Origin of the sequence: Carnobacterium sp. 1290_CSPC, from assembly GCF_001053265.1 — a bacterium.
Classification (GTDB): domain Bacteria; phylum Bacillota; class Bacilli; order Lactobacillales; family Aerococcaceae; genus Aerococcus; species Aerococcus urinaeequi.
This window is the reverse complement of the sequence record NZ_JVVG01000022.1, coordinates 1-13,883: the sequence shown is the minus strand read 5'-3', so window position 1 is coordinate 13,883 and position 13,883 is coordinate 1. Positions and strand designations below refer to the sequence as shown.

Sequence of the window (13,883 nt, the reverse complement as noted above, 5' to 3'; positions counted from 1 at the left end):
GCTTGGTAGAGCACTTGGTTTGGGACCAAGGGGTCGCAGGTTCGAATCCTGTTTTCCCGACTAATGGGGTAGCTCAATAGGGCTATCTTTTTTTGATTTCGTGTATTCTAAAAAAGGTGCGAGACTTGGCGTTCAGACAGGAGTGGGATTAACCTTCCTATCTCGGCGTCGATGCTTGCGCCTTTTTTCATTTTCTGTATCTATAATAGTACTTTTGGCCTATGATTCTACCTTATAAAAAGTTTACAATACAAATTGAAGAAATACGTTATACTAAAGGTGATTAAAATTTCAGACAATAGCGTAGACTATTGAGGGGAGATTGGCTATGGATATGAATCGTAAACAATTCGTACAGCGGTTGATTCATTTACTGAATATTCTGGGTACGATTGCGACTGTAATCTTTATTATTTGGGCATGGCGGAACGGTTTGTTGGTAGATAAGGTGGCCTTTTTAAGGTTTATGGGCCACTTTGGGATTGCCGCACCGCTGATGTTTGTGGTGATTCAATTCATCCAAACGGTTGTGCCTGTCATACCTGGTTCGATTACCATCCCCCTTGGCGTATACATGTTTGGGAATGTCTGGGGCTTTATTTGGAACTTGATGCCCATTTTCCTAGGGTCCATATTCAACTTCTACTTAGCCCGCAAGTATGGCCGGAGTTTGGTCCATATGCTAGTGGGAGACAAGTACTATAATAAGGCCTTAAGTTGGCTGGATGACCGGTCGGGCTTTAAACGGGTCTTGATTTTAGGTTTGATTTTGCCCTTTATGCCGGCTGATGTGATTTGCTATGTGGCTGGTTTAACCAATTTGTCTCTGTCGCGTTTCGTTCAAGTCTTAGCAGTAGGGAAACCCATTACCATTTTGATTTACTCTTATTCAACCATCTTTTTAGTTGAATTAGTGAGTAAGTGGATATAGGAGTCTATGATGAAAATTTTATTGCACAGTGATATGAAGAAATCAATTCAACAAAGTGGGGTAGGACGCGCCCAGTTGCACCAGGAAATGGCCCTTGAATCTGCGGGCATTGCCTATACAACCAACTACAAGGATGACTTCGACATGGTTCATATCAATACCGTCTTTCCGCATTCCCTTGTCGTTGCCAAAAAGGCAAAAGCCGCTGGTAAACCTGTCATCTACCATGCCCACTCAACTATGGAAGATTTCAAGAATTCCTACACCTTTTCTAACCAAGCGTCACTCGGTTTTAAATACTGGCTCAACACCTGCTACAACTCGGCAGACCTGATCCTGACGCCAAGTCAGTATGCTAAAAACTTACTTGAAAAATATGATATCGATAAACCAATCCATGTCATTTCAAACGGGATTGACCTAGCTTATTGGCAAGCTAGCCAAGAAGAAGTGGCCAACATGCGGTCGCGGTTTAACCTGCGTCCAGACCAGAAAGTAGCCATTTCAGTGGGTCTACAAATTGAGCGTAAGGGGATTATCGAATTTGTCGAGTTGGCCAAGCAAATGCCAGAGGTTACATTTATTTGGTTTGGTTATTCAAATCCTTACGCCTTACCTAAAGATGTTAAAAAGGCCATTGCCATCAAGTTGCCCAATTTAATTTTTGCTGGCTATATCCCGCGTGACCAGGTCCGCGTGGCCTACCAAATGGCAGATGCCTATTTATTCATGACGCACGAGGAAACAGAAGGGATCGTCTTACTTGAAGCATTAGCTAGCAAGGTGAACACGATTGTATCTGATTTACCTGTCTTTGATTATTTAAAAGCCGGCCGTGATGTTTATAAAGCGAACTCACTTGAAGATTTTAAAATGCAATTGCAAGGTCTTTTAGACGGTGATTTAGCCAGTTTGAGTAAAAATGGTTACCAACAAGCCAGTTTAAAAAGTATTCAAAATATTGGTCAACAGTATATTTATGAGTACCAATATGCCGGTGCCTGTCAACTTGGAAAGCAAAGCGATAAGAAACTCAGCAAAATCTTTTCTTCAACTTTTAAAATATAATGACAAAATCTACTAAAAAATTGCAGACAAATTGACGGTCCAGTCTAACTTCAGACTTGGGTCGTCTTTTTCCGTAATATGTGCTTTTAAGGCCGCTATTTGTTATCATATGAAAATGATTGAAAAGGGGATAGATATGAAAGCAATTGGATTTGATTTAGACGATACCTTGTACAACCGATTAACCATCTATGAGGAAACCTACCGAGATATGCAGGCGACGGACCACCATCTAGACGTTGATTTTGAAACATTCAATCAAGTCTACGCTGAATTTTCCGAGCAAGAATATCAAGCCTTTATGGCTGGCAAAAAGACAGAAGCTGCCTTCAAAAATGACCGGGTCATTGAGACATACGCCCATTTCGGACATGCGATTGACCAAGCAACTGCTAAAGAATTCAACCAACTGAAGAATCACTATCAAGAACAATTAAGTTTGAGCGAAGACTTAGTAGCCTTGATGGAAGCAGCCTTGTCTAAGGGGATGGCCTTATTTGTCTTAACCAACGGGACGACAGAGGCTCAAATCGACAAATTGACCAACCTAGGCGTCGACCAATTAATCGACCGAGACAAATGGTATATTTCAGAAAGTATGGGCGGGTCAAAACCACAACGCAAGGTATTTGACGCCATTGCTGCTGATTTAAATGTTGCACCTCAAGAAATCTTGTTCGTCGGTGACGACTACCAAAATGATATCGAAGGGGCAATACAAGCCGGATGGCAAGCCATTCACTACAGTAAAACAGAAGTCCCAAACACAGTAGCCACCTGTACAACAGACGATTTCTTAGAAATGCGGACTTTGTTAGGGAATTTATAGGATCCAACTTGTCATGTCAGGTATCTTGATATGAGTGAGGGATTTCGGTAGAAAATATATCTAAAGAAACAAAGCGTTTTTAATTTATTATAAAGACAAAAAATGATGTGAACGATTCGATTTTTGAGAAAGCCAGCAAAAGCCTATATTTTGTTGGCTTTTTTATTTGGCATCTAATAAAACATAACTATCATAATATGTAAGATAATGTAACACGTTTTGTATTTTTGCGGAAATTTCATTGACAATTGATTGTATTTAGCACATGATAAAATACATATAAAATGATGAGAAAGTAAGAGGTGTTTTTTAATGATTGCATTTATGGGGTACGCCCTGATTGTTATTTTCATGTTTGTTATTATGCGTAAGAAGATGTCACCCTTCATTGGTTTGGTGTTCTTGCCACTGTTATGGGCGATAATTGGACAAGTCCTTAATTTGTGGCAAATTGATATTGGTCAAGCGGCTATGGATGGCTTGGGGACCACATCATCTACCGGGATTATGCTATTCTTCGCAATATATATGTTTACCATCATGATTGACGCAGGTCTATTCGATCCCTTGTCTAACGCGATGATTCGTTTTGCCAAAGGGGACCCCTTAAAAGTCGCCTTGGCAACTGTTGCCTTAACTGCCGCGGTCTCCTTAAATGGTGATGGGACGGCGACTATGATCATTGTCTGTACCGCTATGGTGCCAATTTACAAGAAACTAAATATGTCCATGCTAAACCTAGCTGTTTTAACCATGACGTCGCACTCAATAGTCAACTTACTACCTTGGGGTGGTCCAACTGCCCGTGCTATCGCTGTTATGGGGGTTGAAACCAATGATGTTATGCGTGGTTTAGTACCGATGATGGTAGCTGGTTTGATTTATATGTTTATCATCGCTTGGGTTTTTGGTTTACAAGAACGGAAGACGCTTGGTGTGGTCAACTTGTCTGAACAAGAAATGCAGGCCATGATGGTCATCGACGACCCAGAAACCCTTGAATTACGTCGACCTAAAAATGTCTGGATCAACTCAATTATCGTCCTTGTAGCCATTGCCTTATTGGTTGAAGGGTCTGTGCCTTCAGCGATTATCTTTATGCTAGGTACAGTGATCACCTTACTAGTCAACTATCCTAATCCTAAAGACCAGAAAGCGCGAATTGACAGCAACGCATCTGAAGCCAACCAGGTGGTTATGACCGTATTTGGTGCCGGTATTTTCATGGGGATTTTAAACGCGACCGGTATGTCAGATGCCATCGCCACATCCCTAATCGCTATCATCCCTGAGTCGTTAAGTGGTTTCTACGGTCTAATCGTAGCCATTATTTCAGCGCCAGGTACTTATTTCCTACATAACGATGCCTTCTACTACGGCATGATGCCTATCTTGTCAGAAGCCGGCTATGCTTACGGATTTACCCCGTTACAACTGACATTTGCGTCTCTAATCGGTCAATCTTTCCATTTGTTCAGCCCACTAGTACCTTTCTCATACGTACTACTTGGTTTAACAGGCGTGGAATGGGGCGACTGGCAGAAAAAAGGTTTGGTCGTATCACTTGGGATTTTCATTGTCTACGTGATTACTGCTGCCATCTTTGGTTTGTTACCCATTTTCCAATAATGACGAATCAATTAAAGCTATTATATTATCGACTTTAAAAGGAGTGGACTGAATGACGAACACACATACAATCGCCTTAATTCCTGGGGACGGGATTGGAAAAGAAATTACAGAAGCCGTTAAAGAGGTGGCAAAAGCCCTAGAAAGTCCAATTGCTTGGGATGAAGTGGTCGCTGGCCAAGACGCCATTGATGCCACGGGTGAACTGATTCCCAAAGCCGTTTACGACGCCATCGATACCCACAAGGTTGCCTTGAAAGGGCCCGTTGCAACGCCAATTGGGGAGGGGTTCAGATCGGTCAATGTATCGCTTAGAAAACATTATCAATTACATACAAACATCCGTCCAATCCGCGTATTAGGCCAAATTCCAGCCATACACCGGGATGTGGACATCGTCTTATTCCGGGAGAATACAGAAGATTTATACGCGGGTGTTGAAGCGCAAATTTCACCTGACGAAGCCCATTCCATCAAAATTATCACTAGAAAGGCCACAGAACGGATTGTTACAGCAGCTTTTGAGTATGCCGTAGCTAATGACCGCAAGACGGTGGCTATCGTCACTAAAGCCAACATTATGAAATTATCGGACGGCTTATTCCTAAAAGTCGCTCGCGAAATTGCCGCTAAATATCCGCAAATTGAAGCAACAGAAGTTTTAGTCGACAACATGGCCATGCAATTGGTTATGCGTCCTCAACAATACGATGTGGTCGTCACCGAAAACTTATACGGCGATATTTTATCTGATTTGATGGCCGGTTTAATTGGAGGTTTAGGATTAGTGCCAGGTGCCAATTTGGGCGACGATGTGGCGATATTTGAGGCCGTTCATGGCTCAGCACCAGATATTGCTGGTCAAGGTATTGCCAACCCGACAGCCATCTTATTAGCCTTTGCAGACCTACTAGACCATATTAGTTTACAGGCGGATGCCACTCGTTTGCGCGACGCTTTGAATACGGTCTTGTCCGATGCAGGTAACTTTACCCGAGACTTAGGCGGCGATTTAACAACAGCAGCCTTCACCGACAAGGTTATCGCAGCCTTAGCATAAGATGCGGTGACTTAACACAGTCTAATGATTTTGATTTGAAAAATGAGGCCAGCGCGCTTCAACTTGAGGGTGGCGTAAAGGAGTTGACCAGCAATTCCTTTGCGTTGCCTTTTTGTTATATAAATATGAGATATTTCAATTTTTTTTACAGCGTATAACGCTCCTTAAGATAAGTCTTCAAATCAGGTTCCACAAGTCAAACGCTTCCGACATTTCCAAAAATACGCTAAACACTTGCAGTGTTTATTCGGCTTTTGGTCTAGTGCGTCGAGTCTAAACGACTTTTGTCACACCTCCAATTACCAAGCTTTTGAATTGACTATTTGACTGCGGTTATCGTATGATATGATTAATTAGTCAAAGTTAGTCAAAATAAGAATCAGGCTTGAGGTGATGAATATGAAAAATAGAAATATGTCTGATATTATTGAATCTTATTTAAAGCAAATCTTACAACAAGAAGAGCATGTTGAGATTAGTCGTAGTGAAATCGCAGACCGATTTCAATGTGTCCCATCCCAAATCAATTACGTGATTAACACGCGATTTACCCCGCAAAAGGGTTATATTGTAGAAAGTAAACGTGGTGGGGGCGGATATATCCGCATTATGAAACTGGAAATTGTCGAAGAGGCTGAATTAATCGATGCTATGGTCGACCTTATCCATCAAAAAACGAGCTTACGTGATGCAACTGCCATCATTCAAAATTTATTAGTCAACGAGATTGTTACCGAAAATGAAGCGCAAATCATGCACTCAGCAGTCGACAAGGATGCCCTAGGTAAAATTGTTAACGCTGATGAAGTCCGGTCCTTAATATTAAGATCGATGCTTGTGAAGCTGAAATATAGGTAACCAGATAGGAGGACCTTATGAACGAAATTTATACAGAGAAAGCAAAACAGGCCTTATTGTTCGCCGCCGAAGAAGCCAAACAATTTCGTCATAAAGCCATTGGAACAGAACATTTGCTGCTAGGACTTTACCGTGAGCCCGAGGGTGTTGCGCATAACGTGTTAGTTGACCACTTGCCAAGTTACGAGGCTGTGAAAGAAGAAGTTGAATTTGTCATCGGATACGGTAAGGATGAAGTCCAAGACGCCCCCGTAGACTTGAATCGCGTGGTGTATTCACCGCGTTCAAGAAAAGTTTTATATATTGCAGGTGAAGAAGCGCAACGCCAACAAGTCACTTTAGTCGGCACAGAGCACATTTTGCTATCTTTAATCGCTGACCAAGTACTAGCTGTTCGAATTCTGAAAAACTTGGACGTGGATATCGAGAAATTACGTAAAGACATCTATCGTTCAATTGGCCAGCGTCCCCCAGTGCGCAACCGCAGCAACGAGAATAATAATAAACCATCAAACCACGGCAGCAAACGCCCACAAAGTGCAACGCCAACCTTAGACTCACTAACTAGAGACCTAACTGAGCAAGCACGTAATGGGCAGTTGGACCAAGTAATCGGCCGTAAGAAAGAGTTACGTCGCATCATGCAAGTCCTTAGCCGTCGAACTAAAAATAACCCTGTATTAGTAGGAGAACCAGGTGTTGGGAAAACAGCCATCGCTGAAGCAGTTGCCATCGCAGTTGCAAACAACGATGTCGTATCAACCTTAGCCAATAAACGTGTCGTATCTCTTGATGTCGGGTCCCTTGTCGCTGGGACGAAATACCGTGGGGAATTCGAAGACCGGGTTAAAAACTTACTAGAGGAAACGGAAAAAGCTGGTAATGTCATCTTATTCATTGACGAATTACATAGCTTAATCGGTGCCGGTGCAGCAGAAGGGGCTATTGATGCTTCTAACCTGATGAAACCAGCCTTAGCCCGTGGTCACCTACAAGTGATTGGTGCTACAACCTTAAATGAGTACCAAAAATATATCGAAAAAGATGCTGCTTTAGAACGTCGTTTCGCCAAAGTCCTAGTTGATGAACCAAGCGAAGCGGATGCTATTGAAATTCTTAAAGGTATCCGAAAAGATTATGAAAAATTCCATCGAGTGACGATTAAAGATGAGGCTATTGAAGCTGCTGTTCGCCTAGGTAACCGTTATATTGCTGATCGTTTCTTACCAGATAAAGCGATTGATATTATGGATGAAGCTGCAGCTACAGCGCGTTTAGACAATGGTGATAAAGATACTACCCAACAAACCATTGTAGGCATTCGTAAGCAATTAACTGATCTAGAAGAATTGAAGAAGCACTATGTAAATACCCAAGAATTTGAAAAAGCTGCTGGTGTTCACCAACAACAACAACGTTTAAGTCAAGAATTATTCGACCTACAAAACAACCCACAAGTTGTTCAAGATGAGCTGTTTGATATTGAAATTGACGGCCAAAACGTAGCGGATATTGTGGCTATGTGGACAGGTGTGCCAATGCAACAGCTTACGCAAACTGAAAACCAACAGCTGATTAATCTAGAAGACCATTTACACAAACGTGTTAAAGGTCAAGATGAAGCAGTGAGAAGTGTTGCCCGTGCTGTTCGTCGTGCGCGGTCTGGCATTAAAGACCCAAACCGTCCAATTGGTTCATTTATGTTCCTTGGACCAACAGGTGTTGGTAAAACTGAATTAGCCAAATCTCTAGCAGGTGAAATGTTTGGTTCAGACAACAATATCATCCGTTTAGACATGTCTGAATACATGGAAAAATACTCAACAAGTCGAATGATTGGTTCAGCACCAGGTTACGTTGGTTATGATGAAGGTGGTCAATTGACTGAACAAGTTCGTCAACACCCATACTCAGTGGTACTATTCGATGAGATTGAAAAAGCCCACCCGGATGTCTTCAATATGCTACTACAAGTCTTAGATGATGGTTATATTACGGACTCTAAAGGCCGTAAAGTAGACTTCCGTAACACAGTTATGATTATGACGTCTAACTTGGGAGCAACTGCCATCCGTGACGATAAAAACGTCGGATTCGGTGCCAAACAAGCCACAGATAGTCATGAAGAAATGGATAGTCGTATCCGTAAAGAATTGAAGTCTGTCTTCAGACCAGAGTTCTTAAACCGTGTGGATGAAATCATCGTCTTCCATACATTAGCGGAAGAGCAAATCGTTGAAATCGTACAGAAATTTACTACAGCCTTAACCAAACTATTAGCAGAGCAAGGTGTGAAACTACGTGTGACACAAGGCGCTAATAAAGAAATTGCAAGTAAAGGCTTTGATAAAGAGTACGGTGCACGTCCATTACGCCGTGTAATCCAGCAAAAAGTTGAAGACCCAATCGCTGAAATGTTAATCGCTGATAAGATAAGCGAAGGCGACGTTGTCACAGTCGGTGCCCGCCAAGGTGAATTATACATCCGTGTAAAACACCCAGATGGCCAAGAAGAAAGCAACGACGTCAAAGACTTGATTAGTGCAGGTCAATAAGCTTTCACAACAAGTCGTATGAAGCGGACTGTAACGTTGATACAGTCCGCTTTTTTAAATACTTTTGGAATGTCTCCTGATGAACGTGAATTAGGAGTAGCCACCAAAATTGTATGAAATTTAGCCTAATTTACTGGCTTGACCAGTAACCATATTATTTTCGCTGGTGTAGTGGATATGATATAATGTATATAATAATTATGGGGAGTGATATCATGGAACAATCAACTAAAAAAGGTTTAATTGCTTTAGGTGCAATTGCTGCAATCGCAGGTATTGCCGCTGTCGCATTATACCAAGAAGATAAAAACTCAGTAGTCAGTGATTTCATCGATGATGCTGGTCGCCAATTACGCCATACAGGTCGTGACTTAGCTCGTCGTGCTGATGATGTATCATTTTTACCAAACCGTTCACTCGGTGATCGCGTAAAAGATTCAGCAGCTGACGCTTACGACTATGCTGTAGGCCAAGCGAAATCATTTACAAAATAAAGCGAAAATAAATGCCTCCAATTGCTATGATTAATAGTGGTTGGGGGTATTTTTTTATTTTGTCCAGAATGACATTAGCTGTCGAAACTGGTACACTTATAAATATGAGATTTCAAAAAGAAGGGTGAAATAATGATGAGAATTGGTTATCAAGGCATACCGGGGGCTTATAGCGAGGCAGCAACGATTGCTTTTGTGCGCGAACAGTTGCATGTTGAGATTGATGATGAACGTTTAGAAATCATCTCTTACGATGACTTTAAACCCATGGTAGATGACTTAGTGGCTGAAAAAGTAGACCGAATTGTCATGCCAATTGAGAATTCGACAACAGGATTGATTGCTCGAACAATGGATATTATCCGTTACCAACCCGTCCTAGCAAAATATGAACATTACCAACCAGTGAACCATGTCTTATGGGGTTTACCAGGTGCTGACATTCATCAAGTGACGAAAGTTTACTCTCATCCAGAAGCTTTGACCCAATGTAAATTATTATTTGACCGCTATCCTAATATGGATCCCGTAGCTTATATCGATACAGCTGTTTCTGCTGAATTTATTGTGCAAGAAGATGACCCTACTATCGCAGCGATTGCCAGTCCGCGAGCAGGTGACTTACACGGCTTGCAAGCTTTAGAACCAGCAGCATACGACGAATCAGGGAATATGACGCGGTTTTTAGTCTTTGAACGATATGACAATATCGATATGACCAATACCCATGACAAAATCATGTTATATATTGAAACACCGCATGAACCAGGTGCTTTGGCCAAGTTACTACAGGTATTAGATGTTTACCGGATCAACTTGGAAGGATTAAATGCCCGTCCAATTCCGATGAAACTCTTCCGTTACGGCTTCTTTATTGAAGCAGACCCAAGCAATATGATTGGGGACTTAGAGTCATTAGAGAAAATTTTAAAAGCATTATCAACCCACATTCAAGTGGTAGCGCAATTTAAACAAAATCGTTAGATTAACGACACGAGTTCCTTTTCCAAAATAATATTATTATAAAATAAACCGCTTACATGTTACAATAAACTTGTATAGACAGATAGGATATAGGAGGAATTTTCATGGATAAACGTAAGGTAATTATTGATACGGACCCAGGAATTGACGATGCAGCGGCCTTGATGACGGCCTTGTCGGATGATAGCTTAGAAATTTTAGGTTTCACCACGGTTGCCGGGAATAAGGGATTGGATATGACCACCACGAATGCGGTTCGGGTATCTACTTATTTTGATGGTCGCGTGAAGATCTATCCAGGCGCTGACAACGATTATACCTCTTTAAAAGAGAACAAACCACCAAGAGAGAATGCGACTGGGAATATCCATGGATCGAACGGAATGGGTGGCGTTGATTTCCCTTATGATGAAAGTTTGATTCAAGACCAACATGCAGTTGACTTCATTCTTGAGCAAGTTAAAGCACATCCTGGTGAAATCGACCTAATTACCTTAGGACCACTAACGAATATTGCTTTGGCCGTTGAAAAAGACTTAGCGACCATGAAACAAGTTCGTTCAATCGTGTCTATGGGTGGGGCTGCTTTTGACGGGAACACGAACCCGGTAGCGGAATTTAACTACTGGTTTGACCCCGTTTCAGTCGATATCGTCTATCAAGCCTTGGGCGAATCTGTTCCGATTACAATGGTTGGTTTAGACGTGACGAGACCGTCCCTCTTAGATATGAACGACTTAGAATTTATCCGTCAAGCAGGCGGTGAACTAGGCGGCATGATCCGTGAAATGTTCGACGATTATGTCCTGAACTCATTTGAAAATGAAGGCAAAATTGGGATCGTCATCCATGACCTAGTAGCAGTTGTTGGCTATCTGCACCCAGAAATTTTGACCGAAGTCTACCATACTAACTTGGTCATTGAAACTAAAGGTGAGTATACTTACGGACAGACCGTCATTGACTTTGAGGAGCGTACTGACCGACCAAAAAATGTCTACATCGCAATGGATATCGATCTTGAAGCTTATAAAGCCCACGTGATTTCAACCCTATTTGGCGAAGACAAATACCATCAATACCTAGACATGCTGGATTAACTTCTAGCGAAAAGGACACACAAAATTAAGCTAGATAAGTAGGTGACGGAAATGTACAAGTTCGAATTTATTTCCGCTGACATTCAAAATAAAATCCACCAGGGCATCTACCCTGTAGGCCGGTTACTTCCGAGTGAAAATGACCTGGCCAAGACGTACGACGTATCGCGCGAAACCATTCGAAAAGCGCAGAAAAGATTGGAAGACACCGGTTTTATCCAGAAGAAACAAGGTAAAGGGGCTATCGTCCTAGACTTTGCCCGTTTTTCTTTTCCTATATCCGGTTTAACTTCCTACAAGGAATTGCAAGAATCCCAACACTTCCAAACTGCAACCCAAGTTTTGAGTAATAAACGGGTAGCGGCACCTGACTTTCTCGTCGGTGAAGACGGTGTTGAAGCGGGCGAACCCTTCATCCACCTGATTCGGGCCCGTGAAATGGAAGGGGAAACAGTCATTGTTGACCACGACTACCTCCGCGTATCCGTTATCCAAGACGGGGTGCCAGATGAAATTGCGGAAGTGTCCATTTATCAATACTTCGAACAAGAATTGGACTTACAAATATCCTTTGCCAATAAGGAAATTGTGGCCAAAAAGGCAGATGATATAGATCAAAAGCACATGGCCATTGGCCCAGATGATTTTATCATCCAGGTCAACAGCCATGTATACTTAGAAGATGCCACCTTTTTTCAATATACCTCATCCCACCACCGGATCGACAAATTTAGATTTGCAGAATTTGCGCGCCGGACAGCCCATTAACCCGTGCGCTAATTTGGGATAGATAGGACGACTACCCTCAATCAGCCTTGTTTGGCCAAGTTGAGGGTGTTTTTCTTCAGTATTCAGTATTGGATTTTAGCCGATGATCGAACGATCAAATTAGAGCGACACTTATATCTGTGTTAGGGCTTTAAACTTTTTCTAGCGGTGGTCAATTTGCTGTCTTTTCCACCGAGAACGCTCAAATGGCTATAAAAGTATACATGTAATTATAGTCGCAAAAAAGGAGTTGGAAAAATCCAACTCCTTTTCATTTACCTATTTTTTTGGGGGTGGGTATGTATCCTATTTCGAAAGGAATGCAACTGTTTCATACGGTCCTAACTCGAATGAGGCTGTCATTTTATCTAAATCACCATTACCTAATAACTTGTCATAGTCACGGGTTAAATCAACACTTCTTGGTAGGTCAACTTGACTGGTGCCTGGGTAGAAGTGTGAGAAGACATACAAGATTTGGTCGCCGTAAGTTCGGTAGTAAGCTAATACTTCCGGGTGGTCGGTTAGTAATTCGTGGTAAGCACCGTCTTGGATAATCGGCAATTTATGGCGCAATTGAATTAATTTTTGATAGTACGGGAAGATTTTACCTGATTCAAGTTCCTTCTTCACGTTGATATCCTTGTAGTTGTCAGCTACTTTCAACCATGGTGTACCGGTAGTAAAACCGGCGTTTTCTGAATCATCCCATTGCATTGGGGTCCGGCTAGTATCGCGGGACTTAAATTTAATAATTTCCATCGCTTCTTCTTCAGAAACACCTTTATCTAATAAGATTTGGTAGTTGTTGAAGGTTTCGATGTCGTTGTAGTCGTTGATGTCGTCGAAATCTGGGTTTGTCATACCAATTTCTTCCCCTTCAAAGATGTAGGGAGTACCACGCATCATGTGAATAGTTTGGGCAAGCATGGTGGTTGTTTCGTATGGATAGTTTTCGGTGTCACCGAAACGAGAGTTAGCGCGTGGTTGGTCATGGTTGTTCCAGAATAGGGCATTCCAACCATTGCCATCTGACATGCCTTGTTGCCATTCGTTTAAAATGTCTTTTAAAGATTGGAAGTCGAAATCAACTTTAGACCATTTCTCGCCATCTTTGTAATCGACTTTTAAATGATGGAAGGAGAAGATCATAGCTAATTTGTCTTCTTCAGGATTGGTGTAACGGATACCATCTTCAACTGTTGTAGACGACATTTCACCTACTGTGACAAAGCCTTCAATATCGCCAAAGGTAGATTGAGCCATTTCTCGAATCCAATCATGTGCATTTTCCGTATCCGTATATAACCGTTTCTCTTGGGTAGAACTTGGGCCACCAGTTGAGTCTTCCAGGACCTCGCTCTTACCAATCACGTTCATCACATCAAAGCGGATACCGCTAACCCCCTTGTCGATCCAAAAGTGGATAACATCGAATAGGGCTTCGCGTACTTTTGGGTTATGCCAATTTAGGTCAGCTTGGGTCACGTCGAAGAGGTGCATATAGTAATTGTCAGTGTCGCCAAAAGGTTCCCAAGCAGGGCCACCGAATTTAGATTCCCAGTTTGTTGGCAGAGACCCATCTTCTTGTGCGGGGCGAATGTAAT

12 protein-coding genes are annotated in these 13,883 nt (G+C 42.1%); 11 read left to right on the top strand and 1 reads right to left on the bottom strand.

Annotation, left to right across the window (positions count from 1 at the left end):
• The first annotated feature begins 328 nt into the window (after positions 1-328).
• The 11 genes from AC973_RS01135 (at position 329) to treR (ending at position 12,276) form a co-directional block, all read left to right on the top strand.
• Positions 329-931, top strand: coding sequence for a TVP38/TMEM64 family protein (locus AC973_RS01135; RefSeq protein ID WP_048726197.1), 603 nt, complete (start codon positions 329-331; stop codon positions 929-931).
• A 6-nt stretch (positions 932-937) separates the two neighbouring features.
• Entirely contained in the window at positions 938-1,999 is a 1,062-nt protein-coding gene (locus AC973_RS01130; RefSeq protein WP_082148208.1) for a glycosyltransferase, read from the top strand.
• A 109-nt stretch (positions 2,000-2,108) separates the two neighbouring features.
• The gene (locus tag AC973_RS01125; RefSeq protein ID WP_048726191.1) at positions 2,109-2,828 is read left to right on the top strand and encodes an HAD family hydrolase; all 720 of its coding nucleotides are present in this window, start codon (positions 2,109-2,111) and stop codon (positions 2,826-2,828) included.
• 312 nt (positions 2,829-3,140) lie between these two features.
• Complete coding sequence (locus tag AC973_RS01120) at positions 3,141-4,457, top strand: CitMHS family transporter (protein ID WP_048726188.1); 1,317 nt, start codon at positions 3,141-3,143, stop codon at positions 4,455-4,457.
• A 52-nt stretch (positions 4,458-4,509) separates the two neighbouring features.
• Positions 4,510-5,517 (top strand): isocitrate/isopropylmalate dehydrogenase family protein, encoded by a 1,008-nt coding sequence (locus AC973_RS01115; protein ID WP_048726185.1) that lies wholly within the window; start codon positions 4,510-4,512, stop codon positions 5,515-5,517.
• Positions 5,518-5,916: 399 nt separating this feature from the next.
• On the top strand, positions 5,917-6,375 hold the full coding sequence (locus AC973_RS01110) for a CtsR family transcriptional regulator (RefSeq protein WP_048726182.1): 459 nt from the start codon (positions 5,917-5,919) through the stop codon (positions 6,373-6,375).
• Between the two features lie 17 nt (positions 6,376-6,392).
• Positions 6,393-8,930 (top strand): ATP-dependent Clp protease ATP-binding subunit, encoded by a 2,538-nt coding sequence (locus tag AC973_RS01105; protein WP_048726176.1) that lies wholly within the window; start codon positions 6,393-6,395, stop codon positions 8,928-8,930.
• Positions 8,931-9,145: 215 nt separating this feature from the next.
• Positions 9,146-9,424, top strand: a complete 279-nt coding sequence (locus tag AC973_RS01100) for an arginyl-tRNA synthetase (protein ID WP_225968899.1) — start codon at positions 9,146-9,148, stop codon at positions 9,422-9,424.
• A gap of 132 nt (positions 9,425-9,556) precedes the next feature.
• The gene (locus tag AC973_RS01095) at positions 9,557-10,408 is read left to right on the top strand and encodes a prephenate dehydratase (RefSeq protein ID WP_048726170.1); all 852 of its coding nucleotides are present in this window, start codon (positions 9,557-9,559) and stop codon (positions 10,406-10,408) included.
• Between the two features lie 104 nt (positions 10,409-10,512).
• The gene (locus tag AC973_RS01090; protein WP_048726168.1) at positions 10,513-11,508 is read left to right on the top strand and encodes a nucleoside hydrolase; all 996 of its coding nucleotides are present in this window, start codon (positions 10,513-10,515) and stop codon (positions 11,506-11,508) included.
• 51 nt (positions 11,509-11,559) lie between these two features.
• Complete coding sequence (gene treR, locus AC973_RS01085; RefSeq protein ID WP_048726165.1) at positions 11,560-12,276, top strand: trehalose operon repressor; 717 nt, start codon at positions 11,560-11,562, stop codon at positions 12,274-12,276.
• A gap of 306 nt (positions 12,277-12,582) precedes the next feature.
• Here treR and AC973_RS01080 read toward each other — a convergent pair.
• On the bottom strand, positions 12,583-13,883 hold a 1,301-nt coding region (locus AC973_RS01080; protein ID WP_048726162.1), incomplete at its 5' end, for an alpha-amylase family glycosyl hydrolase.

Bases quoted from the DNA above. Each gene is read 5' to 3' on its own strand.
- AC973_RS01090 (WP_048726168.1), top strand. From the start codon at position 10,513: ATGGATAAACGTAAGGTAATTATTGATACGGACCCAGGAATTGACGAT.
- AC973_RS01130 (WP_082148208.1), top strand. From the start codon at position 938: ATGATGAAAATTTTATTGCACAGTGATATGAAGAAATCAATTCAACAA.
- AC973_RS01110 (WP_048726182.1), top strand. From the start codon at position 5,917: ATGAAAAATAGAAATATGTCTGATATTATTGAATCTTATTTAAAGCAA.
- AC973_RS01125 (WP_048726191.1), top strand. From the start codon at position 2,109: ATGAAAATGATTGAAAAGGGGATAGATATGAAAGCAATTGGATTTGAT.
- AC973_RS01115 (WP_048726185.1), top strand. From the start codon at position 4,510: ATGACGAACACACATACAATCGCCTTAATTCCTGGGGACGGGATTGGA.
- AC973_RS01105 (WP_048726176.1), top strand. From the start codon at position 6,393: ATGAACGAAATTTATACAGAGAAAGCAAAACAGGCCTTATTGTTCGCC.
- AC973_RS01100 (WP_225968899.1), top strand. From the start codon at position 9,146: ATGGAACAATCAACTAAAAAAGGTTTAATTGCTTTAGGTGCAATTGCT.
- AC973_RS01135 (WP_048726197.1), top strand. From the start codon at position 329: ATGGATATGAATCGTAAACAATTCGTACAGCGGTTGATTCATTTACTG.
- AC973_RS01120 (WP_048726188.1), top strand. From the start codon at position 3,141: ATGATTGCATTTATGGGGTACGCCCTGATTGTTATTTTCATGTTTGTT.
- treR (WP_048726165.1), top strand. From the start codon at position 11,560: ATGTACAAGTTCGAATTTATTTCCGCTGACATTCAAAATAAAATCCAC.
- AC973_RS01095 (WP_048726170.1), top strand. From the start codon at position 9,557: ATGATGAGAATTGGTTATCAAGGCATACCGGGGGCTTATAGCGAGGCA.